Origin of the sequence: Clostridium algidicarnis DSM 15099, assembly GCF_002934235.1 — a bacterium.
GTDB classification, from domain to species: domain Bacteria; phylum Bacillota; class Clostridia; order Clostridiales; family Clostridiaceae; genus Clostridium_L; species Clostridium_L algidicarnis.
The window spans coordinates 1-25,048 of record NZ_PTIS01000026.1 but is presented as its reverse complement, the minus strand read 5'-3'; the positions used below and the strand labels follow the sequence as shown (position 1 = coordinate 25,048).

General features: G+C 29.2%; 25 protein-coding genes, 1 tRNA gene and 1 rRNA gene. 19 read left to right on the top strand and 8 right to left on the bottom strand.

The window, feature by feature from the left end; all coding sequences use genetic code 11:
• From rrf to BD821_RS12755, 4 genes are all read left to right on the top strand, one after another.
• Window positions 1-97 (top strand): 5S ribosomal RNA (rrf, locus tag BD821_RS12770); the annotation flags it as partial.
• A 10-nt stretch (window positions 98-107) separates the two neighbouring features.
• Window positions 108-182: transfer RNA gene (locus BD821_RS12765), tRNA-Glu, on the top strand.
• A gap of 646 nt (window positions 183-828) precedes the next feature.
• Window positions 829-1,524, top strand: a complete 696-nt coding sequence (gene sfsA / locus BD821_RS12760; protein ID WP_104410807.1) for a DNA/RNA nuclease SfsA — start codon at window positions 829-831, stop codon at window positions 1,522-1,524.
• 26 nt (window positions 1,525-1,550) lie between these two features.
• The gene (locus BD821_RS12755) at window positions 1,551-2,054 is read left to right on the top strand and encodes an NAD(+) diphosphatase (protein ID WP_104410806.1); all 504 of its coding nucleotides are present in this window, start codon (window positions 1,551-1,553) and stop codon (window positions 2,052-2,054) included.
• Between the two features lie 118 nt (window positions 2,055-2,172).
• Here BD821_RS12755 and BD821_RS12750 read toward each other — a convergent pair whose 3' ends face one another.
• Both BD821_RS12750 and BD821_RS12745 read right to left on the bottom strand, forming a co-directional pair.
• Complete coding sequence (locus BD821_RS12750; RefSeq protein ID WP_104410805.1) at window positions 2,173-2,517, bottom strand: hypothetical protein; 345 nt, start codon at window positions 2,515-2,517, stop codon at window positions 2,173-2,175.
• Window positions 2,514-3,755 (bottom strand): DUF1576 domain-containing protein, encoded by a 1,242-nt coding sequence (locus BD821_RS12745; RefSeq protein WP_029451858.1) that lies wholly within the window; start codon window positions 3,753-3,755, stop codon window positions 2,514-2,516. The genes BD821_RS12750 and BD821_RS12745 overlap by 4 nt, the downstream gene beginning before the upstream one ends.
• Before the next feature lie 295 nt (window positions 3,756-4,050).
• On the opposite strand from BD821_RS12745, the gene BD821_RS12740 reads away from it, so the two are divergent.
• From BD821_RS12740 to BD821_RS12735, 3 genes are all read left to right on the top strand, one after another.
• Entirely contained in the window at window positions 4,051-4,731 is a 681-nt protein-coding gene (locus tag BD821_RS12740) for a beta/alpha barrel domain-containing protein (protein WP_104410804.1), read from the top strand.
• A gap of 38 nt (window positions 4,732-4,769) precedes the next feature.
• A complete protein-coding gene (locus tag BD821_RS13530) occupies window positions 4,770-4,928 on the top strand; it encodes a hypothetical protein (RefSeq protein WP_029451860.1) in 159 nt (52 codons plus the stop codon).
• 100 nt (window positions 4,929-5,028) lie between these two features.
• Complete coding sequence (locus tag BD821_RS12735; RefSeq protein ID WP_104410803.1) at window positions 5,029-6,534, top strand: carboxypeptidase M32; 1,506 nt, start codon at window positions 5,029-5,031, stop codon at window positions 6,532-6,534.
• A 42-nt stretch (window positions 6,535-6,576) separates the two neighbouring features.
• Here BD821_RS12735 and BD821_RS12730 read toward each other — a convergent pair whose 3' ends face one another.
• Together BD821_RS12730 and BD821_RS12725 are read right to left on the bottom strand one after the other, a co-directional pair.
• Window positions 6,577-7,101 (bottom strand): chromate transporter, encoded by a 525-nt coding sequence (locus BD821_RS12730; RefSeq protein WP_104410802.1) that lies wholly within the window; start codon window positions 7,099-7,101, stop codon window positions 6,577-6,579.
• Window positions 7,098-7,640, bottom strand: a complete 543-nt coding sequence (locus BD821_RS12725) for a chromate transporter (protein ID WP_029451863.1) — start codon at window positions 7,638-7,640, stop codon at window positions 7,098-7,100. Before BD821_RS12725 ends, BD821_RS12730 begins: the two co-directional genes overlap by 4 nt.
• 161 nt (window positions 7,641-7,801) lie before the next feature.
• Between BD821_RS12725 and BD821_RS12720 the strand changes: the two genes are divergently transcribed.
• Both BD821_RS12720 and BD821_RS12715 read left to right on the top strand, forming a co-directional pair.
• Window positions 7,802-8,806 (top strand): N-acetylmuramoyl-L-alanine amidase, encoded by a 1,005-nt coding sequence (locus BD821_RS12720; RefSeq protein WP_104410801.1) that lies wholly within the window; start codon window positions 7,802-7,804, stop codon window positions 8,804-8,806.
• Window positions 8,807-9,072: 266 nt separating this feature from the next.
• On the top strand, window positions 9,073-10,167 hold the full coding sequence (locus BD821_RS12715) for a M14 family zinc carboxypeptidase (protein ID WP_104410800.1): 1,095 nt from the start codon (window positions 9,073-9,075) through the stop codon (window positions 10,165-10,167).
• A gap of 50 nt (window positions 10,168-10,217) precedes the next feature.
• On the opposite strand, the gene BD821_RS12710 is transcribed toward BD821_RS12715, so the two are convergent.
• The gene (locus BD821_RS12710) at window positions 10,218-10,703 is read right to left on the bottom strand and encodes a YcxB family protein (RefSeq protein ID WP_104410799.1); all 486 of its coding nucleotides are present in this window, start codon (window positions 10,701-10,703) and stop codon (window positions 10,218-10,220) included.
• Window positions 10,704-11,102: 399 nt separating this feature from the next.
• Here BD821_RS12710 and BD821_RS12705 point away from each other — a divergent pair, with 399 nt between their 5' ends.
• From BD821_RS12705 to BD821_RS12690, 4 genes are all read left to right on the top strand, one after another.
• Complete coding sequence (locus tag BD821_RS12705; RefSeq protein ID WP_104410798.1) at window positions 11,103-11,933, top strand: hypothetical protein; 831 nt, start codon at window positions 11,103-11,105, stop codon at window positions 11,931-11,933.
• 481 nt (window positions 11,934-12,414) lie between these two features.
• A complete protein-coding gene (locus BD821_RS12700) occupies window positions 12,415-12,603 on the top strand; it encodes a hypothetical protein (protein WP_104410797.1) in 189 nt (62 codons plus the stop codon).
• A gap of 106 nt (window positions 12,604-12,709) precedes the next feature.
• Window positions 12,710-12,898, top strand: a complete 189-nt coding sequence (locus tag BD821_RS12695; RefSeq protein WP_104410796.1) for a hypothetical protein — start codon at window positions 12,710-12,712, stop codon at window positions 12,896-12,898.
• 225 nt (window positions 12,899-13,123) lie between these two features.
• Entirely contained in the window at window positions 13,124-14,482 is a 1,359-nt protein-coding gene (locus BD821_RS12690; protein ID WP_104410795.1) for a YjiH family protein, read from the top strand.
• Window positions 14,483-14,595: 113 nt separating this feature from the next.
• Here the strand turns inward: BD821_RS12690 and BD821_RS12685 are convergent, their stop codons facing one another.
• Window positions 14,596-15,288 (bottom strand): 5'-methylthioadenosine/adenosylhomocysteine nucleosidase, encoded by a 693-nt coding sequence (locus tag BD821_RS12685; protein WP_104410794.1) that lies wholly within the window; start codon window positions 15,286-15,288, stop codon window positions 14,596-14,598.
• A 217-nt stretch (window positions 15,289-15,505) separates the two neighbouring features.
• Between BD821_RS12685 and BD821_RS12680 the strand changes: the two genes are divergently transcribed.
• Window positions 15,506-16,261, top strand: coding sequence for a tRNA threonylcarbamoyladenosine dehydratase (locus BD821_RS12680; RefSeq protein WP_104410793.1), 756 nt, complete (start codon window positions 15,506-15,508; stop codon window positions 16,259-16,261).
• Between the two features lie 79 nt (window positions 16,262-16,340).
• On the opposite strand, the gene BD821_RS12675 is transcribed toward BD821_RS12680, so the two are convergent.
• Window positions 16,341-17,012: a DUF4230 domain-containing protein gene (locus tag BD821_RS12675; RefSeq protein ID WP_104410792.1), complete on the bottom strand. Its 672-nt coding sequence runs from the start codon at window positions 17,010-17,012 to the stop codon at window positions 16,341-16,343.
• A 61-nt stretch (window positions 17,013-17,073) separates the two neighbouring features.
• Window positions 17,074-18,279 carry a class I SAM-dependent methyltransferase gene (locus tag BD821_RS12670; protein ID WP_104410791.1) on the bottom strand — a complete coding sequence of 402 codons (1,206 nt, stop codon included), beginning with the start codon at window positions 18,277-18,279 and terminating at the stop codon, window positions 17,074-17,076.
• A gap of 203 nt (window positions 18,280-18,482) precedes the next feature.
• Between BD821_RS12670 and BD821_RS12665 the strand changes: the two genes are divergently transcribed.
• The 5 genes from BD821_RS12665 to BD821_RS12645 all read left to right on the top strand — a co-directional run bounded on the left by BD821_RS12665 (window position 18,483) and on the right by BD821_RS12645 (window position 24,458).
• Window positions 18,483-19,817: a CoA-disulfide reductase gene (locus tag BD821_RS12665; protein ID WP_104410790.1), complete on the top strand. Its 1,335-nt coding sequence runs from the start codon at window positions 18,483-18,485 to the stop codon at window positions 19,815-19,817.
• A gap of 139 nt (window positions 19,818-19,956) precedes the next feature.
• Window positions 19,957-21,144 (top strand): MFS transporter, encoded by a 1,188-nt coding sequence (locus BD821_RS12660; RefSeq protein WP_104410789.1) that lies wholly within the window; start codon window positions 19,957-19,959, stop codon window positions 21,142-21,144.
• A complete protein-coding gene (locus BD821_RS12655; RefSeq protein ID WP_104410788.1) occupies window positions 21,141-22,079 on the top strand; it encodes a GNAT family N-acetyltransferase in 939 nt (312 codons plus the stop codon). Before BD821_RS12660 ends, BD821_RS12655 begins: the two co-directional genes overlap by 4 nt.
• 92 nt (window positions 22,080-22,171) lie before the next feature.
• Window positions 22,172-22,864 carry an ABC transporter ATP-binding protein gene (locus BD821_RS12650; protein ID WP_104410787.1) on the top strand — a complete coding sequence of 231 codons (693 nt, stop codon included), beginning with the start codon at window positions 22,172-22,174 and terminating at the stop codon, window positions 22,862-22,864.
• A 1-nt stretch (window position 22,865) separates the two neighbouring features.
• Window positions 22,866-24,458, top strand: coding sequence for a putative ABC exporter domain-containing protein (locus tag BD821_RS12645; protein ID WP_104410786.1), 1,593 nt, complete (start codon window positions 22,866-22,868; stop codon window positions 24,456-24,458).
• Window positions 24,459-25,048 lie beyond the last annotated feature (590 nt).

The window sequence follows — 25,048 nt, the reverse complement described above, 5'->3', positions numbered from 1 at the left end:
GGTAACACCCCTTCCCATTCCGAACAGGATGGTTAAGCACTAAAGCGCTGATGGTACTACAAGGGAGGCCTTGTGGGAGAGTAAGTCGTCGCCGGATTATTTTTTTTGGCTCCTTGGTCAAGCGGTCAAGACACCACCCTTTCACGGTGGTATCAGGGGTTCGATTCCCCTAGGAGTCACCATTAAATTTAATCTATATTAATATAGATTAAATACTAACAGAAATAAAAAAAGCTACCTTTAATAGGTAGCTTTTTTGTTTTAATATACCATAAATGTAAACTTAACTAGTAGTAAATTATATTTGATATTTCGACATTAATCCACAGCTAAATGCAAAATTTGATATTATAAATGAAATAACCCACAAGAATATGAAAAACTGTGGATTAATACTGTGGACAATGTGCATAACTTAATATATTTTGTAGATATATGGTGAAGGTTAAGAATTTTAGATTTGTAAATATAAAGATACATCTATATAATATAACTATATAAGTAAAATTAATTAATAATTAAATGTACATATATAGTAAATGAAAAACAAATTATATACCACATATAGATTTTAGAATTTTAAAATTTTCGCCATAAAATATAAATGAATTTATAAGATTTTAGACAATTATGTGAAAGGTAAAATGCTATGAATTCTTTACTAAAATATAGGAATAACTATATAGTACTCAAAACATGGTATTCAATATGCTAACAACTCTGTGGACAAAACCTGTGGATAATGTGCATAGTTTGGACAACTTTCATATAAATATGGCATAAACGGTGGATAACCTTTGATTTTGATGAAATACTAAGGGGAATGATATGATTATAGATAAAAATATAAAAACAGCAAGATTTATAAGAAGGCCAAATAGATTTCAAGCTTATGTAGAATTAGAAGGAGAAGAACTTATGGTTCACGTACCTAATACGGGTAGATGCAAAGAAATACTTATACCTGGAACTGAGGTTATATTAAGAGAAGAACTTAATCCTTCAAGAAAGACACTATATGATCTTATAGCTGCTTATAAGGGAGATAAACTTATTAACATAGATTCACAAATACCAAATAAGGTTGTAGAAGAAGCTTTAAAAAATGGTAGAGTAAAAGACCTTTCAAATTATACAGATATTAAAAGAGAAAAGACCTTTGGTAACAGTAGATTTGACTTTAAACTTATGGATGAGGTATCTCATACAGAATACTTTTTAGAGGTAAAAGGAGTTACATTAGAAGAGTTTGGTATAACTAAGTTTCCTGATGCTCCTACAGAAAGAGGAACTAAACACTTATTAGAACTAATTGAAGTGAAAAAAACAGGCAAAGGAGCAGGTGTGCTTTTTTTAATTCAAATGGAGAATGCTAAGGCATTTAAACCTAATGATAAAATGGATAAACTTTTTGCAGATTCATTAACACTTGCAAAGTCAAAAGGAGTAGACATAATGGCGTATGATTGTTTATTGGGAGAGAACTTTATAACGCTTAATAATAAAATAGAAATATTACTGTAAATTTTAATTCTAAGGGGGATTTTTAAATGATATATAAGTTTTGTCCTATTTGTGGCTCTAAGTTAGAAGAAAGGAATAGCTGGGATGAAGGAGCAGTTCCTTATTGTAAAAGGGATAATAAAATGTTTTTTGATACTCCAACTCCCTGTATTATAGCAGCAGTTATAAAAGATGACAAAATACTTTTATTAAAACAAAGTTACATATTTAAAAATTCAAAAGTTTTAGTATCAGGGTATGTTACAAATGGAGAAAAGGTAGAGGAAACTGTAAGAAGAGAAGTTAAAGAAGAAACAGGAATAAACGTTGGAGAAGTTAAATATCTAGGTAGTGATTACTTAGAATCAAATGAAATAATAATGCTTACCTTTATGGCCAAGTATGAGTCAGGAGAAATAGAAAAATCTGATGAGGTAGAATGGTTAGATTGGACTAAAATCGAAGATGCTATATGTGAGATGCCTGAAGATGAAATAGGTAAGAGAATCGTTAAAAAGGTTATCCAACACATGGATTATAAACCTTCTTAGAATAGTGATATTTAAGTTAAAATAAATTATAGAATAGATGACTAAAACAATTTAACTACCCTTAAAATAATTTTAATTATTTAAGAGGTAGTTATTTTTAGTGATAAGGTATTTAGTTTTATCCAAGTCTTTCAAGATAGATCTCTAGAATATTATTTTTTGAATATTTAACACTTGAGGTATCTGTCATTATACCTATAAGTGTAAGCTCAGGATCTGTATCATTGTCGCCAGCTAGTATCCAGTAATGCTCTTCTAACTCATGGGACCGTTTAGCTGATAGTAGCTTTTCAAGTAAGAATACATCTTTTTCACTTAAGCTTATATCAAAAGCTTTAATATGAAATTCAGTACATTGATTATTTGTAATAACATTTATATTAATGTTTTGTGAACCATGCTTATAACAATAATTCATCAGTTCATTCACAATCTTAGTGTTTCTATACATTAAATGTTTCATTTCGTAGGCTCCTTTCTAAAAGCGTTTATTATAGGTACAAGCACTAAAGCAACAATGCCACCAGCTAAACCATTATTGTATAAGTTTAAACCTCCATGAAGATATCCTGTATTCATTACAGTACAAACATGCAAAAATCCTGCTAGCATACCATAAAGGATACCAAATTGACCAGCGATAGGAGCCAGTGTTGTTGAAAATAATGTGGACAAGATCATTTGTGGAGAATTTAAATCCCATATGTTTAATAAGCTTGCAAGAATAGCGCCTAATACTACAGGAGCAGTATTTTTAATATGTTTCCCAAAGGCACCAAATCCTGAAATCGTAAATATACCGGCAATAACTGGCCCATTTAAGTCACCACCTATGATTACTACATATAAGGTAAATATAAGACCTAAAATTCCCATGTTTATAAATGCAGCATATTCAAATAACAAATAAAAGTCTGTTACTAATCTTCCAGGAAATTTGGTGATTTCTAATACGTTTTTGAAGCTTTTTCCGTTTAAGATAAAGCCAATTATAATCATAAAAGAAAATATAATTATAAGAAATGTAAGTATGTATGGATTTATACCCTCGTACCAGATAAACCTACTTTCAAAGTTTATGCCAAAGGCTCTAAAGATTGACATAAGTATGGTTGCAAGGATACCTGCTGCAAAGCCCACATTATATAAATTATAACCTTGATGTACCTTTATACAATGGGAAGCAAGTGGAGGTAATATAAATCCTATAAATGTAGTTATAATAATTCCTACAATTATACCTAAGGCTGGTGGAAGATAACCTGAAAAGGTTAATTGACCCACAGTTGGTGCTAGTGTAGTTCCTAAAAGAGCTATTAGAGTATAGTTTAGAAAAGGCTCCTTTTGGTATTTAGAGTATAGCCATACACCAAATATTATAGGCCATATGTTAGCTATGTTTTTACCAAAGAAACCAAAGCCAGCCATAAGCCAAATAGCCATTATAGTAGATCCATTAGGCTTTATACCCGTTTTAATTAAAATGAATATACACATAAGGGTTAAAAGTCCTGCGTTAACAAAAGATGCGCCAACACCACCTAGAGCTAAGTAATCGGTTATTAATATATCAGAATTCATTACTATAGTTAATATACCATGAAATATGTTCGAGGGCGTATCCACAATAAATCCAAAAATTATAAAAGAACTGAATATAATTATTGATATAATGTAAGATTTATAAATTTCATTTTTCATAAGTCCTCCTAAAAAATAAGTTATTAAATAACTAGTTACAGTATAATTTATAATGGTTACGTTAAGCAATATTTATTTTTAATTAAATATATTATAATAGTTAATTAAAAATTAACCTAAAATAAAGAAAGTGGTATATTATATAATGTATAGCTAATAAAAGTACTTTAAATAAGTTTGTCCACAATATATAATATAGTATATATACAAACTACCATAAATTAATATAAATAAATTTAGATTTATATATGTTTATGTTTTCATATAATATAATTTTAGTATGGGAGGAATCATCATGGAAAAACAAGTTCCTGAAATTAAAGGTCAGTTAAGAAATCATATGATTGAGTTACCTACTGTTATAAGGGAAGCTACAGGTATTAAGATATTTGGCAAAAGGCTGAAGTCTTTTTTATTTAGTACAGATGTTGCAGTTATAAGAAATACCAACGCTGATGCAGTAATTGCAGTATATCCCTTTACTCCACAACCAGTAATAACACAGGCATTATTATTAGCAGCAGATGTTCCAGTATTTTGTGGAGTTGGTGGTGGTATAACCACAGGTAAAAAGGTAGTCAATTTAGCTTTAGATGCAGAATTCAAAGGAGCTATGGGGATAGTTGTTAATAGTCCTACTCCAAATGAGGTTATAAGTAAGATTAGAGATACTATAGATATACCTATAATTGTAACTGTAGTTTCAGAATATGAAGACATAAGGTCAAGGATAGAATCTGGGGCTACAATAATAAATGTTTCAGGAGGAAAAGATACTTCAAAGATAGTAAGAAATATAAGAGAAAAGTATCCAAACTTCCCTATAATGGCAACAGGTGGGCCAACAAATCAAACTATTTTAGAAACCGTCAAAGCAGGAGCAAATGCAATAACATATACACCTCCATCCACAGCAGATATATTAAATGAAATTATGGAGAGATATAGAAAGCAATATGAAGATGAAAGTATTTAACTTTTAATTTTTATATTTTTAATATGAGGAGTTTTAATATGATAGAAAATAATTGTAAGGTCTGTCCTGAGTATCTAAACAATAATTGTGAGGGCGGAGCTCTAGATTGTATGTGCCTTAAATGCCCAAGAAACCTTGGAAAGTGTATGATAACAAAATACTGTACTGAAACAGAGTCTATTCTAACATTTGATTAGAAGGAATAGGTGAATTCTTATTGAATATATGTTAGGTAACTTAAATGTTACACTATATTTTTTATAAGGTAATATACTTTAAATAAAAGGGGGTAACAAAATGAACAAAGAACATGGGGAAAAGTTGAATGAAGTAAGAGAATATATGCTTGATTTAGAACACTTAAATCAAGCTATTGGACTAGTTTACTGGGACATGAGGGTTGGAATACCAAAAAAGGCTATAGATTCTAGATCAGAAGTAATAGGATATCTATCAGGGGAATCTTATAAGCTTTCAACTTCTGATAAGGTAAAAGAGTTTATCGACTATTTTGAGGGAGTAGAAGGTCTTGATGATATTTCAAGTTCCATGATAGAAAACTTAAAAAAGGAATATGAAAAGACTAAAAAGATACCATCAGATAGACATAAAGAATATACAATCCTTGCATCTAAATCTGAGGTAGCCTGGGAAGAGGCTAAAGATAAATCAGATTTTGAAATATTCAAACCATATCTTCAAAAGGTAGTAGACTTTAAAGATGAATTTATAAATTATTGGGGATATGATAAGAATAAATATGATACTTTATTAGATTTTTATGAGCCAAGTATCACAGTTGAAAAGTTAGATAATATCTTTGGTGAGCTTAGGGATGGTATAGTTGAACTATTAGAAAAAATAAATAATAGCAAAGTAAAACCAAGAGATGACTTCTTTAAAAAGGAATTCTCTAAAGAGTCTCAAGAAGAATTTAGTAAGTTTGTTGTAGAAAAGTTAGGTTATGATTTTGATGCAGGAAGAATAGATGAAAGCGTACATCCCTTTACTATAAATTTTGGAAATAAGGATGTAAGAATCACAACTAAATACTTAACAAATGAATTTAGGAGTGCGTTATTTAGTACAATACATGAAGGTGGACATGCTATTTATGAGCAAGATATACCTGATGAATTAAATGGAACAGGTCTTGGTACGGGTGCATCTATGGGGATACATGAATCTCAATCAAGATTTTATGAAAATATTATAGGAAGAAGTAAGTCCTTTTGGAAGTACTTTTATCCTGAAGCTAAAAAGAGATTCCCACAATTTGAAGGAATTTCACTTGAAGAATTTTATAAGGGTTTAAATACAGTAGAACCATCCCTTATAAGAACAGAAGCAGATGAGCTTACTTATAGCTTACATGTAATAATAAGATATGAAATTGAAAAGGCTCTTGTAAATGGAAAGATTAAAGTAGAAGATTTACCTAGAGTTTGGAATGAAAAATATAAAGAGTACTTAGGAATAGAGGCAAGCTGTGATGCAGAAGGAGTCCTTCAAGATATGCATTGGTCTGATGGAAGCTTTGGATATTTTCCAAGTTATGCCCTGGGAAATATATATGGAGCTCAATTCTTAAATAAAATGAAAAAGGATATTCCAAATATGGATGAAGAAATTGAAAAAGGTAACTTTGAGGATATTCATAAATGGTTAAGTGAAAATATCCATAAGCACGGAGCCGTTTATAAACCTGCAGATCTTATAAAGATGGTAACAGGAGAAGAACTTACAGCTAAATACTTTATAGAATACTTAAATAAAAAGTATACTGAAATATACGACCTATAAATAATTATAACCTCCTTATAATAAAATTATAAGGAGGTTATATTAATAAATAATGATACCTATAATAGCTACTATAGCTATTAGTAAAATAGGATCCACTTTTTTTAAGGAAGCTATAAATACTCCTAAAAATAATATAATACTTTTAAAATCTATAAATATGCTTTTATTTACAAGTAATAATGCAGCTGCAGCTATAAGTCCAATTACCGTAGGTCTTATACCTTTGAAAGCGTAATCTACATATTTATTATCTTTAAATTTAACAAAGAAAATAGATATTATCATCATTATTATAAATGAAGGAAGAGAAACTCCTAAGGTAGCAAGCAAGGAACCAAAAGGTGAATTAGTTGCTGTATAGCCTATGTAGGTAGCGCTGTTTATTGCAATAGGACCAGGAGTTACCTGAGATATTGCAATTATGTCTGTAAATTCACTTAAAGTAAGCCATGCATTATTTATAACAACCTCTTGCTTTATTAAAGGAAGCATAGCATATCCGCCACCAAAACTAAAAAGTCCTATTTTAAAAAATGTGATAAACAATTTTAGATATAAGTTCATTTGTTTGCCTCCTTTACTTTTCCATAAACTATACCACCTATAGCAGCTAAGACTATGAATAGTATTGGAGTTATATTAAAAAATGCAATTAGAACTGCCACTAAAATAGGTATAATTATATTTCTTTTATTTATTCCAGCATTCTTCCCCATTCTATAAAGAGGGGCAGCAATTAAAGCTACTATTGCAGGCCTTATTGCCTTAAAGCTTTTTTCTACATATATATTATCTTTTATATCCCTAAAAAACAGAGCAATAATTAATATTATTAAAAAAGATGGTAAAATTGCTCCAAGAGTTGTACAGATAGCTCCCAAAAACCCTGCACTTTTATATCCTACAAATACAGCAGTGTTTACAGCTATAGGTCCGGGGGCAGATTGAGCTAAAGCTAAAGAGTCTATAAATTCTTGTTTATCGAGCCAACCCTTATTATCCACTACCTCTTTTTCAATTAAGGGAACCATGGCATATCCTCCACCTAATGTAAAGGCGCCAATTTTAGCAAAACATAAAAATAGTTCTAAATAAATATTCACAAAAGAAACCTCCTCACCTTATTAATATAAGTTACTATTATTTATAGTAACTTTTAAGAGAATTTTAGTAGCACATGTATATATTATATAGTATATATAGTTTTTTAAAATAGCTAATAGAGATTAATAGATTATATATTCAAATAGGAAGGAGAATTTTTATGTTTTTAGATAGAGGTACTTTAATAAGTGGTGATGCAGGGCATAATTCACCACCAGATACCGGAAGTGGTGGATATAGGCAAGAAGATGATCTTACTAAAGAAGTTTGGAATTTAATACAAGATAAACTTAGATCTAGGGGATATTTAACTAAAGATTGCACTCCATGGGGTAAAAGATTTGATAGTGTAAATAAATCTCTAGCATTTAGGGTAAATGAAGCAAATAATAGTGGTTCAAAGCTTCATCTATGTATACACTTTAATTCTGGAGGTGGAACAGGTGTAGAATGTTATATAAGTGGTAATAAAGATTTAGAAAGGGGCTTTGCAACTAATATTTGTAATGAGATTTCTAGATTAGGTTATATAAATAGAGGTGTAAAAACAGCAAATTTATATGTTCCAAGATATACATCTATGCCTTGTGTATTAGTAGAATGCTCATTTGTAGATTCAAGGCAAGATATGGACAAGTATAACGGTAATGATATTGCAGAGGCTATAGTTAAGGCAGTAACTAATGCAGAGGGTAATTTAGAATCTAATTCAAAACCTGAATTAGAAGAATCTAAAGAATTAAACCTTTCCTACAAGAACAATGCCAAGGTTATAAAAGACTTCCTTTATGTAAGAGATTCCATGGGAAATATAATACCAGGTCGAAGAGTAGATATAGGGGATAATATAACAGTTTTAGATGTAAGCTATGAAAAACAACTTGTCTTAGCCGAATATTCTATAGCTTCTGGAGTTAAAAGAGGTTATGTAACTAATGCAACTAATTGCATTGAATATTATTATAAAGATGAATACTCTAATGGATCAACAAAGGAAACAGTATACGATGAAAATGGCTTATATCTTGGATCACTAGATCCATTTGAAAAGGCAACACCCTTATATAGAAAAGGTGGAAGACTTCATGTAGTATACAATACTAATAAAGGAAAGAACACAAAATCAGGTTATGTAATTTATAATGGTAACTTTAATAAGTTTTAATGTGTAAATAACCATTAGTAAAGAGATAATAATCAAAAAGAGAGAAAAAGCTTTTGCTTTTTCTCTCTTTTTAGTGTACAAAATTATTCCATTAGCTTTAATAGAAGACTTATTATTGAAGCTATAAATCTAAAAATAAAAGTATTTTAATATATATTTTTATTTAACCTTTACATATTTAAGATTTCCTTCTCTTTTATAGGTGTAGATTAAATTCAAGCTTGATTTTTAATTTAAAAAATAAAAGATTAATGGAGGTTTTAAAAATGGGGAAATATTATCCAAATGTAAATCCAGGTGAAATAGTACAAGGAGGATTCACCTATCCTAATAATGCTAAGTTACAAGGAGACTTCTTATATTTAAGAGATGCAAACAAAAACATGGTATCAGGTAGGCAAGTTGACAACGGTAATAGAATAACAGTATTAGATGTAGGTTATACAAAACAATTAGCATTAGTTCAATATCCAACATCAGCTGGAGTTAGACAAGGATATGTTAAATATGAAGGAGTATCTGGATTTACTGATTCTAACATTAAAATTCCACCTATTTCACACCCTCAAGCAATTAAAGAAGAGTATGGAATTAGTGGGAAGGGACGTCCATTAAATGTTTATAAAATAGGAAATGGTAGTAAGGTATTATTTGCTGGTTTTGCGATACACGGCTGGGAAGATAACTGGGATAATGATGGACTTGCTTTAGTTGATATAGCAAACTCATTAATAACTAGACTTGGAGATTATAAGTCACAAAATAATGGACTTCACGGATGGACTGTATATATTGCTCCATGTATGAATCCAGATGGAGTTATTGTTAGAGGAACTAAGGATGGACCAGGTAGATGTGCTGTAACTAGTAGAATTGATATGAATAGATGTTTTCCTTATAATTTTACGCCACAGTATAGTTCTAGAAATTACACTGGATCAAATTCATTGGGTGCTCAAGAGGCTAAAGCTATAAAAAGTTACTTAGAAAAAATAAATTCATCTTCTACTGAAATGATAGTTTTAGATTTTCATGGTTGGATGAACTTTACTCAAGGTAATGCTGAGATTGGAAGATACTTTGGGAGTCAATTTGGATTTGGACATAATAATGGATATAGTTCAGGATTCTTTTCAAGTTGGGCTTCTACTTTAAAAAACACTAAAGCAGTACTAATAGAGTACCCAACTTCAACCTATAGTTATAGTGATGTGATTACTGGTAACTATATAGGTAAAACATTCAATGGTATAGTAAATATTTTAAAGAACAATCCAGGATCTTCTGGTGAATGGATTAAAAAAGGAGATAGATGGTATTACGGTGTATATGAACTCATAAAGATACTTATTAAAATATAAAATAAAAGGTAATTACAATTTTATATTACAACTTGTCTTAATATTTAAATTCATTTTATTAAATGTTTATTAAATTCATTTATAAAAGCATTTTTAGTATCTTCATTTTCAAATGCTATTTTAGGTATTGATATAATTTCTTTTGAATTATATAGATGTATATATTTACTAGATTCAACTACCTTATCAAATAATGACCAATACAAAATCATATCATAGTTAGTTGAAGTAATTGATAGTCCAGCTTCATTTATCGATAATAAGAATTCATTTACTTCATTATTTAATTGATATTCTAGTCGATTAGAAATGGCCTTTTTGGTGAATAGCATATCTGATGTAGTTGACACTATATATAATATGAGGAATGTAAAGATTCCTTCCTTCAATATAAGGAAAACAAGTGCTACTAAGATTACAACAGGAAATGTATATCTTTCTACTAAAATGCGTTTTTTAAGATCTTTAGATTTTAAAATATATTCTAACTTAGAATTTATATATTCTTCTCTTAAAAGAGAATATTTTATCTCCATATGAATACCCCCTATTAGTAATGGATAGTGTTAACACTACCTTTGTTTAAATATGTGCCAACTATACTTGATATTAATACGTTTATGCATTGATAAAAGATTACAAATAACAAAAGAATACCGCCTCCATAATCATTTGGATCAAGCCGCATAGGAAAAAGATAAGGACTCTTAATAAACATATATTACCACAACGTAAACATTTTATAAATGATTGTCGTTAAATAACACGAAGACAGCGTTTTTAATATAACACTTTCAAAAGATTATCTGAAAACTTTATTTTAAGATAGTCTCTTTTTTAGTATTAGAAATAAGGAGACATCTACTCATTTCCTTTATGTAAGGTTAATGTTAAAATAATGAGAATGCTAATTTTAAGGAGGGAAGATTTTTAATATGTTTAAAAAGAAAGACAATATAATACTAATATTATTAAGTGTAATAATAACTACCTTTTTCTTAGGATGTACAAAAACTTCTGAAACTGAACCCTCAAACTTTCCTTTAACGAAGGAAGTGGGTAATTATATAATTGATATAGAGTATACTAAATATTTTGGGAATTATTTGCTAACAAAATATTATATGACAACAAAGGATGGTTCAAATATAGAAGGAAAAGAATTTTCCCTAACAGCAGCACCTCAAAATAATGATGGTGTTAGATTTGGTTTTGGTTCACAAGATATATCATCAAAAGAAATAGCTAAGGATAAATTAGAAGTTGTTGAAAAATTTATTATTGCAGGAAGGAAGGGAAAAAGTGATCAAATAAAAATAGAATATTTATTAACTGGAGATATAAAGTTTAAATTATCAAGTCCGTTAAATAAAAGTACGAATGGATATGAATATATTCATAAGAAGGTTTCATTGGATGGCTTAGATTTTACAATTGAAAGTTTAGGAAACTTTGAATTTGGTTCTTTAATTGATTTTTATATTGAGGATACAAAAAATTCAGATACCTATGATATTAGAGAAAAATATAATTTAAAGCTAATATCAGGAAACTATATTAATGCATACGAACTTAAAGCTTTAATAGCTTTTCCACCTAAAGAACTAGGCGAATTAAAAGATTATGATTATAATAAGGATTCGAAATATGTTCAATTCTATGCTGGGAATCTATTATATAATCCTGAAGATGTTGATATAAATGATATGCAAATATATTTAGTTGACAAAGAAACTCAAAATGAAACTTTGATATATTCAAAATAAACTTTGAAAAGGCCTTTACAAGACAAATATATAATAAGAACCATTTGAAATACCTATCATAATATAAGAGTATATATATATTATCTTAATTTTAATAAATCATGTTCTAGAATTATTTGTATTCAAAGATGATAAAAATAAAAAAATATAGCCATGTTTCATATTTAATTATTTAATGGTACCATGATTTTAATGGAAGATTAATTCAAAGGACAAGTTATTAAATGAAAGATAAAAACCTTTAAATAAATGCATTAAAGTGTTCAGAGGAAATAAGCATGTCTAAGACATATTTATTTCCTCTATTTTTATATTCATATTTATATTTATAGTTATAGTTAAGAATTAATACATGATCTAAATCTATTTAACTACAAGGAGCTATTTTTGGTTAGCATTAAATAGATGTTTTCTATATACATATAAAATTTTAATATGGGTAAGATAGAAATATTCACATTACTTTTATAGAGGTGTTGTTATGAGAAAAGATGAACTTAAAAGTGTTATCGGTGAAAATTGCCCTGGTTATGAACCAAGATATGGATTATCTCTTATGAGCATGGGAGGACACCTTTCTCCTAGCTGCGATAATTGTTCTAACTTTGTTAGAGGTAAGTGCTTTAAAGGCTTATATGATCCTATAAAAAATATGATTAACAATAATTAAGCCTGTGGAGTTTAAAAGATAACAAGTTAAAGATTTAAATTTACTGTTATATTTATTGGTTATCTTTTGAAGAGGTTTAAGTCTTAAAGAAGAAAGGAGACTCTTAATGAGTAATATGATGCAAATGATGCATGTAGCAAATTGTTGTCCTGGGTACGAAGCTACAATAAGTAATGTAGAATCTAATATGGGATTAGAAAATAGCAAAAGCTGCTCTAATTGCAATCACTGGCAAGATAAAAGGTGTAATATTAATTTGTTTGATTCGGTTTTAATATCATTAGATCAAACGTAACTTAACATTTAATAAGATGGATTATAATTTTAAAACTTTAAAATTATAATCCATTATTTATAAAAGGTGAATTATTTCAAAATAAATTAAGGTTATTAGGTATTATAACAACTGGCAATGAATATTTATACATAAATAGGTTGATTTTTTTATAATTATGCATTATCATTTGTTAGTAAATTAAAATTATCAAATGGAACTATAAATTATAAAAGGAGAGAGATAATGGAAAGCAAAACCCCAGTAAGTTCAAACAAGAGCAGCTATTTTAAATTTTTAATACCCTCAATAATGGGGATAATATTATTTATGACACCTTTAAATTTAGGTGGTGAAATTACTATACCTGTAGCTTTTTTTGCTAAGGTTATAATGAATAAGTTATCAGAGATATTACCGGCTATAACTTTAGGGTTAATAGTTATTAGTCTTATAGGCACATTAGTTACAAAAATATTTAAACCTAAGAGCATAAAAGAAAATGCTTATCTAAAAGGTCTTTTTGATGTAGATATTATCTGGACTATAGCAAGGATATTGGGTGGTATTTTAGTTATATCATCATACTTTAAGATAGGACCTGAATTTTTGTGGTCAGAAAATACGGGAGGGTTATTACTTTATAGTTTGCTCCCAATTTTATTTTCAGTATTTTTATTTGCAGGACTATTACTTCCACTTATTTTAGATTTTGGATTACTAGAGTTTTTTGGGTCTTTACTTACTAAGGTTATGAGACCAATTTTCTCTTTACCAGGGAGATCTGCTATAGATTGTATAACATCATGGCTTGGGGATGGAACTATAGGAGTACTTCTTACAAGCAAACAATATGAAGAAGGATACTATTCAGAAAGAGAAGCGGCTGTAATAGGTACAAGCTTTTCAGCAGTATCTATAACTTTTAGTTTAGTTGTTATAGCTCAAGTTAATTTAGCACATTTATTTCTACCCTTTTATTTAACAGTAACTCTTGCAGGGGTAGTGGCTGCTATAATAACTCCTCGGATACCACCACTATCAAGAAAATCTGATAATTATTATGGCGGGGTAAATAATAATGGTAGTGAAGAAATACCAAAAGGATATACTTCATTTAAATGGGGATTAGAAAAGGCTGTAGATAGAGCTGGACAAAATAACAGCCCAAAGAAATTTTTTGTGGATGGAGCTAAAAATGTTTTAGATATGTGGATTGGTGTAACACCTATGGTAATGGCATTTGGAACAATTGCACTTATAATAGCAGAGTATACTCCTATATTTCAATGGTTAGGTATGCCCTTTATACCAGTTTTAAAGCTCTTACAAATACCAGAGGCTACAGCAGCATCTCAAACTCTTATAGTAGGATTTGCAGATATGTTTTTACCTTCAGTATTAGCGGCTACTATTCAAAGTGATATGACTAGATTTATAATTGCAGCTGTATCCGTAACACAGCTTATATATATGTCAGAGGTGGGTGGACTTTTACTTGGGTCAAAGATACCTGTAAACTTTAAAGAGTTATTTATAATATTTATAGAAAGAACTCTTATTACATTACCAGTAGTATCAATAATAGCACATATTATATTTTAAATAATAATATATTATTAAATAGATAAGATACCCTATAGAGTGTATTTGATAAAAATGTACTCTATAGGGTATCTTTTTATAAGGCAGGTTTTAAATTTATTTGTAAGCCTTTGTTATAAAGACTTTATTATTTGTTTTAACATATTTGTAGAGTTTTCTACGGCTATAAGTTTAAACTTTTCATAATCCATCTGGGCTCCATTATTTGCATTATCTGAAATAGATCTTATTACTACGAAGGGAATAGAATTTAGGTAGCATACATGAGCTATACTAGCGCCTTCCATCTCGCAGGCAAGGGCTCCAAACTCTTCTTTTAGCCAAAGTATCTTTTTAGTGTCAGCAATAAATTGGTCTCCGCTTACGATTCTTCCTATAAATGTTTTGTGATTTGTTATTTCCTTTGAGGATTCATGAGCTAAGTTCACTAAACCTTTGTCGCATTTAAAGTCAAAGGTATCTAGTCTTGGAATTTGGCCTATTCTATCTCCAAACATTGTGGTATCAACATCATGTTGTACTAAGGAGTCTCCAATCACTATATCTCCAGGATAAATATCTTCCCCAATTCCTCCAGCAATACCAACATTAATTATTTTATCTACATTATAATATGTAATTAATATTTGAGCACATATTGCAGAGTTTACCTTACCTATTCCACATACTACAGCTACAACCTTGTTTCCGAAGATAGTACCATAATTAAATTCCATATTTGCCTTACATACCTTACTTGAAAGGTTCATGTCCTTTAATAATATTTCAAGCTCTTCGCTCATTGCTGCTATTATTCCTATTGTCATATTATACCCTCCATCAATTTATAAATTTTATATATTATGATTATAAGGCAGATTTAAGTATTTGTGAACTAAAGATAGATATACTGTAGTAAATTTAGTTTCACTATAATATAATAAAAAGGTATCTAAGCTTTAAATATAACTTAAAGCTTAGATGTTTTTGATTTTAATAAGGTTTTAACTAAACTTTTAATAGATTTTTAAAGGGGATAAGAACATGGCAAAACATTCAATGTCAAGGACAGAGCTTTTAATTGGAGAAGAATCTTTAAACAAGATTAAAAATAAAAAGGTAGTGATTTTAGGTATAGGAGGAGTAGGAAGTTTTGCTGTTGAAGCTCTTGTAAGAGGCGGAGTCGGAAAGCTTGTACTTGTAGATGATGATATTATATGCATTACAAATTTAAATAGGCAGATACATGCAACTTATAAAACCGTAGGAAGGTCTAAAGTTGATGTAATGAAAGAAAGAATACTTGAAATTAATCCAGATTGTGAAGTTACGGCACTTAGAACATATATAGATTCTAATAATATGGATAAGATAATAACAAAAGACGTGGATTATGTTATAGATGCCATAGATAGCATAACATCTAAAATCCAAGTTGCTATTTGGTGTGAAAATAATAATAAAAAGCTAATAAGTTCTATGGGGACAGGAAATAAATTAGATCCAACAGAATTTAAGGTAGCTGATATATATGATACAAAGATTTGTCCATTATGTAGAGTTATGAGAAAAGAACTTAGAAGAAAGGGCGTTAAGCACCTTAAGGTAGTATATTCAGTAGAAGAGGTGTTAAAGCCAGCAGTGGATGAATCTATAATAGATAAAAAGGAATCTGTATCTGAAAGAGATTCATCTAAGATGTGGGCAGGTAAAAGGCAAGTCCCAGGGAGTATATCTTTTGTACCACCTGTTGCAGGTATGATAATAGCAGGAGAGGTTATAAAAGATATGATAAAATAGTTATTCTAAGACTCACAAAAATATTTTGAAATATAAAAGCAGCCTAATCTAACCATTTGGTTTAGAAAAGGCTGCTATATTATTCTTCAAATTTTACGTTTATTATATAATTATTCTTAGTATCTTCTGAAAAAAGAGATTGTACAAATTTAGATATGGATACTTCTGAATTTTTCACAGCATCCTCATAAATTTCTCCTGAAGATAATTTTTCTTTCATGCCATTTTTGGCTTCAGTCATCATTACTTCATATTCTTCAGGGGTTAGTTTTACCTCTCCAAATCTGAATATTCCTTTTTCTGGAGTCTCATATATAGTTTTTTCTTCATCAATATTTATTGACTTTATATAAGGTTTAGGTACGGTTAGAGTTAATTTATTTCCATTTATAGAGATAGAATCTTTAGTTATATTTGAAAGGTTAACTACAAATATGCCTCTTCCATAAAAATATATGTGTTGAATCTTTTTGAATGTCATAGCACTTCCCCAACTATCGTCGATAGATGTCTTCTGATTTAGTTCTACTTCAGTGGTTATCATTTCTTGTTTTTGTACTATATTTTGTATTAAGGCTTCCTCTGTGAAAAATTTGTGAGAGGTGTCCTTTAAATTGGGCACTACCCATTGCTTGGTTTCCTTTTTAGGGGCTGCCCAAAGCTTATAGGCACCATAAAATCCTAGAGATGTAAATATTACAGCTAGGATAGTTAGTGTTATTATTCTGTTTTTAAAATTAAATCTTCTCATTTATTATATCCCCCAAGGTTAATTTGATAAGTAAAAGGCTAAATCTTTTAGTATATAACATTTAGTCACTAAGCCAGGATTCATTTGTCATTTTAAAAAGGGCTGGCTTTGCACCTAGTGATTTCATGAGACTTTCGTAATCGTCCATAATACTTTGCCTTTCGTCTCCGGTCTTTAAGGCTCTTATCATTAAGTTTTTAGGTGTTTCTAGTGGTGATATATATTCTACTACAGAAACATCATAGCCTTTTGCCTCAAGGAACATGGACCTCATGCCATCTGTTAGCACATCTGCCATTCTAGATTTTAATAGGCCATATTTTAAAATGTGTTTAAAGGGTTCATAGCTATACTGATTTAATAGCTCTCTATGACAACAAGGAACAGCAATTATTACATCTGATTTTACTCTTATTCCAAAAGCTAAAGCCATATCTGTAGCAGTATCACAGGCATGCAATGATATAACTACATTAATGTTTCTGTCAGGTACATAATCCTTTATATCAGATGCTATAAATTTCATATTTCTATAACCTAGATGGTCAGCCATAGCTTTTGAGGATTCAATAACCCCTTTTGAATAGTCAAGTCCAATAAAGAAACATTTTCTTTTTTTAACCTCTGTTAAGTAGTAGTTTAAAACAAAGGTAAGATAAGACTTACCACATCCACAATCTAAAATATTTATTGTATTGTCTTCTGGTAAGGTGTCTAATATTCCTTCTAGCAGTTCTACGTATCGATCTATTTGATTATATTTCCTAATTTTATCATTTTTAATTTTACCATCTTTAGTCATGATTCCTATTTCTTTTAAAAGGTCATCAGCTTTTCCAACCTTTATATAGTAATCTCTGTTTAGTAATGTAGAGGTTTCATTTATATGACCTAAGTTTCCTTCTTGTGAATTGTCATTATTTAAGGATTCTTCTTCATTTACCTCTTTGTTTGTCATTTTTACATTTTTATTGTCACCAGTGATTAATATATGAGAGCCTCTTTCTATATAGGATATGGTTACTGAATCATATTTAGAAAGATCCTCACAAAGCTCATTAAATAAAGAACTTATTGATAATATTTGTGTTTTACCTGAAAAGTTATATTTTATATTACCTTCTTCATAGGTACCTATACCTTTAAATTCTTTAAGTCCATCCTTAAAGTTAATGTGTAGAGATTTAAAGATACTTTTATTTTCTGAAAATCTATTTTCAAGGCCCATAAGGAATAATTTTATCTTATTTATATTTTGTTTATTCATAATCGTAATCCTTTCTAAAAAAAACTTATAAAATAATATAATCACATTATATATGAAATATCAACATAGATGGTGATTTTTGAAACATTTAATAGTATATGAATTTATTATTAATAATAAATATTTAATAGTAATAAAGATGAATTGTTATAGGGTAACCTGTATAATATATATAACTATATTAAAATAGAAGAGGTGATCTAATGAGTAAATTAGTAGTAATAGGAGGAGTAGCTGCTGGAATGAGTGCTGCTTCAAAGGCTAAAAGAGTAGATCCTAATATGGAAATAGTAGTTTTTGAAAAGGGTAATTTCGTATCCTATGGTGCATGTGGGTTGCCATACTTTGTATCAGGTCTAAATGATGATTATAAAAAGTTAATTGCAAGAACTCCAGAGGAATTTCAAGAGTCTGGTATAAAGGTTAAGTTAAGGCATGAGGTTTTAAGTATAGATAGCATGGAAAAGGTAGTTAAAATAAGAGACTTAGATAATAATAGGGAGTTTGAAGAAAGCTTTGATAAGTTACTCATTGCAACGGGAGCTAGCCCAATAAAGCCTAAAATTAAAAATGCAGATATTAAAAATGTATTTACATTAAAGACTATTGAAGATGCTATAGAAATGAAAGAAATAGCAAATAAAGATCAGGTTAAAAATGTTGTAATTGTAGGCGGCGGATATATAAGCATGGAAATTGCTGAAAGCATGGTCTATTTAAATAAAAATGTAAGGATAATAGAGAAAAACCATAGGATGTTGTCGAACTTTGACGAAGAGATAAGTGAAAAGGTAGAAGAGGAATTAAAGAGAAATCATGTAAAAATGAACTATGGGGAAAATGTAGAGGAATTAATAGGAGAAACATCCGTATCTTCTGTGAAAACTGATAAGGGTACTTACGATGCTGATATGGTTATAATTGCGATAGGTGTAATTCCAAATACTGAGTTTCTTAAAGGATCTGGAATCAACCTTGGAATAAAAGGTTCTGTTATTATAGATAGAGAAGGCATGACTAATATAAGAGATATATATGCAGCAGGAGATTGCGCTGAAATATATCATAAATTGCTAGAAAAGAATGTCTATATAGCATTAGCAACCACAGCAAATAAAATGGGTAGATTAATAGGTGAAAATGTAACAGGGTCTCATGAAAGGTATGTTGGAACACTAGGTAGTTCAGCTATTAAGATTTTAGACATAGATGTAGCTAGAACTGGTATTACTGAAGCAGAAGCTAAATCTTATGGATATGACTATGAAACGGTTTTTGTAAAAGCAAACACTCATCCTGGATATTATCCTAATTCTACACCTCTTTATATTAAGCTTGTATACGAGAAAAAGGATAAAAGAATATTAGGAGTACAAATTGTAGGAGAAAAGGGAGTAGCATTAAGGATGGATGTATTTGCAGCAGCTATTCATAATAACATGACAACTAAAGAGCTTGGTATGTTAGATTTATGTTATGCACCACCTTTTGCAGGAGTATGGGATGCTATCCACATAGCAGCCAATGCAGCAAAGTAATATAATATATAATAAAAAGGCAATTAGTTTAAACTAATTGCTTTTTTATTACAATAATTTAACATTAGATAATTGAATTCACCTAAAATTTAATATATATTTATATCTGTATAGACAATACAATGAATGAGGTGGGGTCGTGTATAAAAGAAATAGAAATAATAATATAACAGCATTAATTTTTATGTTTATGATTATGATACTAGCTGCGGTGTCGGAAAATACTAGGGGGGTTTTTATACCAAGCTTTAAAGAAAACTTTTCTGTAAATGATACTAAAATAGGTTTTATGCTCACAATGGGGTCAATAGGATATATAGCCTTCACTTATTTAGGAGGAGCACTTTCAGAAAAGATAGGACAAAGAAAAGTAATTAATATAGGAATTTTAGTTATGATATTATCTTTAGTAATATTATCTTTTAGTAAAGATTACAAAGTATTTATAATAGGGATGGTATTAATAAATTCTGGATTAGCCCTTACAAGTATAGCTATAAATACTATAGTTCCTATAATGTTTATATCAATGCAGACGTTAATAATGAACTTAGTACATTTTTCTTATGGACTAGGATCATCTCTAGGTCAGTGGGGGTCAGGAAAGTTAATGTTTAAAGGAGTAAGCTTCAGAAGTATATACCTTGCTGTAGCCATGGCATATGGACTAATGTTAATAGCTGCACGGTTTATTAAAATTCCAGATATACATAATGAAGAAAAAGAAGCTAGCATATCTTTAACTAAAGCTTTATCAAATAAGGTGGTTATATTCTACATATTAGCTTTAGGGTTTTATATTTTCGCGGAGGTTGGTACAGGTAATTGGTTTGTTAATTATATGGAAACCAGTTTTAATTTTAACGAAAATAAAAGTTCAATATATATTTCAATGTTTTTTGCAGTATTTACAGTGGGGAGGCTTCTTGGAGGATTTGTAGTAGAAAAGTTTGGATATATAGATGTAGTTCTTAAATCCCTTATTATAGGGCTTATTATATATATAGTAGGTATTTTACTTGGAGAAAAGGGTGTAGGGGTTATTTCAATTGCAGGATTATTTCTTTCCATAGCATTCCCAACCATAGTAGGAACTTTAAGCAAGGTTTTTAAGGGTAATAGTTCTTATATAACTGGTGTAATTATAACCTTTGCTACCAGTATAAACATGGTGTTAAACCTATTAATTGGAATAGCCAATGATAATTTAGGAACTAGAATAGCTTTTTATTTAATCCCACTAAGTTTATTAATATCTATCATATTTTTAGTTTTAGTACACAAAGAAACTAAAGATGTTTTACAAGATAAGGGGTTGAAAATATGAATGATAAAGAAATGGTAATCATAGAAAAGGTTAATTTTAAAGAAGAATACATTATAAAAGATAATATAGGTATAAGTTTAGGCAGATTTTTTATAATAGATAAAAGCTTATCAAATAAGACATGCATTATAAGGTTAAACTTTTACAAAGAAGAAATGGAATCCTTATTACTAAGATCTTTAAAGCTTATCTTAGAGTTCTTTTTAAAGTCGGATGATGTGCATAAGTTAAATATAATTATAAATGAAGATGTTAATCCAAAGCCATTTGTAGATCTGGGGTTTACATTAGAAGGGATACTACAAAACAAAACTACAACTAACACTAAAATTAAGGATGAATTCATCTTTGGTATAAATTCTTATAGTTACATAAATCAAATATCTAAAAATATATTCATGTTAAAGGGAAAAAGGGTTATATTAAAATTACTAACACCTGAAGACTATAAGGATGTGCTAGATTATAACATTAGAAACAAGGAACATCTAAAAAGATTTGAACATTTAAAGGATCAAAGTTTTTATACAAAAGAGGTTCAAAAAGGTATATTAATAGATAGCTATAAGCAATATTTAAATGGAACATCCTTGTCGCTTGGAATTTATAATGAAGGTTCCTTTATAGGAAAGATACAGCTTTCTAACATTGTTCAAGGTATATTTAAAAGTGCATTTTTAGGCTACTCTATAGATAAAGAATTTGAAGGAAGAGGGTTTATGAAAGAATCTGTAGTTAAAGTAATAAACTATGCATTTAGGGACATGGAACTTCATAGAATAGAAGCCTCCACCTTAGTAGATAATTATAGATCAAGAGCAGTTCTTAAATCTTCAGGATTTCAGGAAATTGGATTAAATAAAGATTACTTATATATAAATGGACAGTGGAAAGATCATATAAGCTTTTTTAAGATAAATAAAGAGCTTTATTAAAAGTATCGATAAAGTATATGTAACCGTAATGTAATAAATTTAAAGTCTTAATGTGATATAATTTATTATATTAATTTTTAGGGGATGATGAGTTGATTGAAGTAAGAGGACTCACTAAAAAATATCACAAAGAAGTTGCTGTGGACAACTTGGACTTACTGGTAAATAAGGGCGAGATTGCAGTTTTAGTAGGCCCGAATGGAGCAGGTAAAAGCACGACTATAAAGGCTATAGCAGCACTTTTAAATTATGAAGGCGAAATTTTATTAGATGGATTTAATAATAAAAGTGTAGAAGCGAAATCTATACTAGGATATATACCAGAGATGCCAGCCCTCTTCCCCCTTTTAACAATTGAGGAGCATCTACATTATATTGCTAAAGCTTATGGACTTAAAGATTATGAGGAGTATATGGAAAATCTTCTTAAACTTCTTAATCTTGATGATAAAAGAGATAAGCTCGGAGGAGAACTTTCAAAAGGAATGCAACAAAAGGTATCAATATGTTGCGCTATTTTGCATAAGCCTAAGATAATATTGTTTGATGAGCCTATGATAGGTCTTGATCCTATGGCTATAAAAGAAGTTAAAATAATAATGAAGGAACTCCGAGATAATGGAGCATCACTTTTAGTTTCTACCCATTTACTTGATTCCATGGAAGGACTTTGGGATAGGATACTCATAATGAAAAAGGGTAAAGGTATCTTCTCTAAAAACCGATGTGAATTAAAAGACGGTGAAAAGCTTGAAGAAATATTCTTTGAGATAATGGGGGAATAATATGAAATCACTTTTATATTTAATAAAATGTAATATAAAGAACTTCATAAAAAAGGCAATACGAAAGCCATTAGCATTAATATTGTACAGTGTACTTATTATATTTATAATTGCTTCTATTATTTTCGGAAATAAAGGGTCTAGCAGTACTGAAATGGATGCTAACGTTATATTCATTTTAGTTAATTCAATTATATTAATAACGCTTTTGGTTAATATAAATAGTGGCCTTTCAAAAAAGATAGGCCTAAACTTTTCAATGAGTGATGTAAATTTAATATTCACAGCCCCTTTTAAGCCTCAAAAGGTATTAATATATGGGTTAATCAGAACATCGGGTAGCACATTATTATCTGTGTTTTTTCTATTATACCAATTACCTAACCTAGTGAGAATGACAAAAATTTCAATATCACAAGGTGTGTTACTTATATTTATGTATATACTTATTATATTTGTTTGTAAGATAATTGGACTTTTATTCTTTTATATATCATTTAAATATGAAGGTATATATCATAATAAGAATAAGATAATTATGGCCCTTATCATAAGTATACTTATTCCAACAATTTATATATGTATAAAGGATACTTCTCAAATAGTAAATAACTTGGTTGGATACTTTTCAAATGACTTTTGGAGATACATTCCTATAGTAGGATGGATGGATACATTTATTATGATTATATTTGAAGGTTTAAGTATTTACTTCTTTATAAGTGTAGTGGCTTTATTAGCATTAAGCGGTGGCATTATATACTACATATATAATCATGAAATTTATTTTTATGAAAATGCTATAGAAGGCGCTCAAAAGTTAGAATTAGCAACTTCTTTAAGAAATAAGTCTACACAAAAAGAAGCTTTAAGAGAAAGGAATAGTAATAAAAAGTATAGGTTCATTAAGAAAAAGATGAAAGTGAATTTTAAAAGAGAATTTTCTTTGGCTATTTTTGATAGACATATGTTGGAGTACAGAAGAACAGGTATCTTCCACGTATTTAACATTTTATCATTAATTATATTAGCATCATCTATTTTTGTAGGGTTAATCTTTAAAAAGAGTAGTGAACTTCCTATTATCTTAATTTATACATGGGGACTTGGCGTATTATTACTCTTTGCATCCTTAGGTGGAAAATGGCTTCAAGAGACAGAAAATCATTATATTTATTTAATCCCAGATTCTAGTAGCAAGAAATTATTTTCAGCTATGATATCTTCTTTATATAAATCAGGCTTAGACTTGTTTATAGCATATATAGTATTAGCGGTTTTATTAAGAGGATCTATATTAGAGATAGTATTAGGATTTATAGCTGCTGAAAGCTTTATTCTTTTGAATAATGCAGGGAATGCTTTTAACACTGTTATATTTAGAAAGTTAGATGATATTTTAAGGGGATTCTTGCATTTCTTTTCTTTAATTATATATCTTGTACCAACTATAATTATCACTGTTTTTATATCAGGCACCTTGTCATATCTAGGCAAATACTCAGTGTATATAGGAATAATAATAACTAACTTATTTATTTCTTTCTTAATGTTTCAAGTAGGTAAAAGAATATTTGAGGTAATGGAAAATTAGAAAGTTGTAATTTAGTATTTAATATGAGTTATAGTAGAAGTAATAGTAATAATTATAATAGAATGTGTTTTAAGGTGGTGTTTTAATTTAAAACACCACCTTATTTTGCAATAAATAGCGATATATAGTCTTGGAATTAGCTTTAAGTGCAGTTGAATCTTAAAAGGCGTTCAATATAATAGGTATAATTATGTGAAAAATAAGAGATAATAGTATAAAGTAACAATAGTAATGTGGAAACTATACCTAGTGTATCCTTACTACAATGTTAAAGAAATAGATAGGTATAATGATTATATGGATTCTAATTTCTTATAAAGGGAGGATATTTAAATATACAATGTTAGCATAGATGTTATTCTATAAAAGTTACTTAGCGGCACAGAAAAATAAATACTTACTGCAAGGAATAAAGTTTCAAAAGTTCAAAACAAGAATGAAAAAAACTTGTTGACAACTAAGAAAACAGATGATATACTTACAAAGTCGCTTCGGTAAAGAAGCACATTGATCTTTGAAAATTGAACAGAAAAGATATATAAAGACCAGCAATTCTTTTGAATTATGTAATTGAGTAGATTAAACTTACT

Coding starts and splice junctions, on each gene's coding strand:
- BD821_RS12730 (WP_104410802.1), bottom strand. CDS start 7,101: ATGAACTTATATCTAAAATTGTTTATCACATTTTTTAAAATAGGACTT.
- BD821_RS12665 (WP_104410790.1), top strand. CDS start 18,483: ATGAGTAAATTAGTAGTAATAGGAGGAGTAGCTGCTGGAATGAGTGCT.
- BD821_RS13530 (WP_029451860.1), top strand. CDS start 4,770: ATGATAGAAAATAATTGTAAGGTCTGTCCTGAGTATCTAAACAATAAT.
- BD821_RS12700 (WP_104410797.1), top strand. CDS start 12,415: ATGAGAAAAGATGAACTTAAAAGTGTTATCGGTGAAAATTGCCCTGGT.
- BD821_RS12690 (WP_104410795.1), top strand. CDS start 13,124: ATGGAAAGCAAAACCCCAGTAAGTTCAAACAAGAGCAGCTATTTTAAA.
- BD821_RS12745 (WP_029451858.1), bottom strand. CDS start 3,755: ATGAAAAATGAAATTTATAAATCTTACATTATATCAATAATTATATTC.
- BD821_RS12695 (WP_104410796.1), top strand. CDS start 12,710: ATGAGTAATATGATGCAAATGATGCATGTAGCAAATTGTTGTCCTGGG.
- BD821_RS12715 (WP_104410800.1), top strand. CDS start 9,073: ATGGGGAAATATTATCCAAATGTAAATCCAGGTGAAATAGTACAAGGA.
- BD821_RS12720 (WP_104410801.1), top strand. CDS start 7,802: ATGTTTTTAGATAGAGGTACTTTAATAAGTGGTGATGCAGGGCATAAT.
- BD821_RS12645 (WP_104410786.1), top strand. CDS start 22,866: ATGAAATCACTTTTATATTTAATAAAATGTAATATAAAGAACTTCATA.
- BD821_RS12755 (WP_104410806.1), top strand. CDS start 1,551: ATGATATATAAGTTTTGTCCTATTTGTGGCTCTAAGTTAGAAGAAAGG.
- BD821_RS12670 (WP_104410791.1), bottom strand. CDS start 18,279: ATGAATAAACAAAATATAAATAAGATAAAATTATTCCTTATGGGCCTT.
- BD821_RS12705 (WP_104410798.1), top strand. CDS start 11,103: ATGTTTAAAAAGAAAGACAATATAATACTAATATTATTAAGTGTAATA.
- sfsA (WP_104410807.1), top strand. CDS start 829: ATGATTATAGATAAAAATATAAAAACAGCAAGATTTATAAGAAGGCCA.
- BD821_RS12680 (WP_104410793.1), top strand. CDS start 15,506: ATGGCAAAACATTCAATGTCAAGGACAGAGCTTTTAATTGGAGAAGAA.
- BD821_RS12710 (WP_104410799.1), bottom strand. CDS start 10,703: ATGGAGATAAAATATTCTCTTTTAAGAGAAGAATATATAAATTCTAAG.
- BD821_RS12740 (WP_104410804.1), top strand. CDS start 4,051: ATGGAAAAACAAGTTCCTGAAATTAAAGGTCAGTTAAGAAATCATATG.
- BD821_RS12675 (WP_104410792.1), bottom strand. CDS start 17,012: ATGAGAAGATTTAATTTTAAAAACAGAATAATAACACTAACTATCCTA.
- BD821_RS12685 (WP_104410794.1), bottom strand. CDS start 15,288: ATGACAATAGGAATAATAGCAGCAATGAGCGAAGAGCTTGAAATATTA.
- BD821_RS12750 (WP_104410805.1), bottom strand. CDS start 2,517: ATGAAACATTTAATGTATAGAAACACTAAGATTGTGAATGAACTGATG.
- BD821_RS12655 (WP_104410788.1), top strand. CDS start 21,141: ATGAATGATAAAGAAATGGTAATCATAGAAAAGGTTAATTTTAAAGAA.
- BD821_RS12735 (WP_104410803.1), top strand. CDS start 5,029: ATGAACAAAGAACATGGGGAAAAGTTGAATGAAGTAAGAGAATATATG.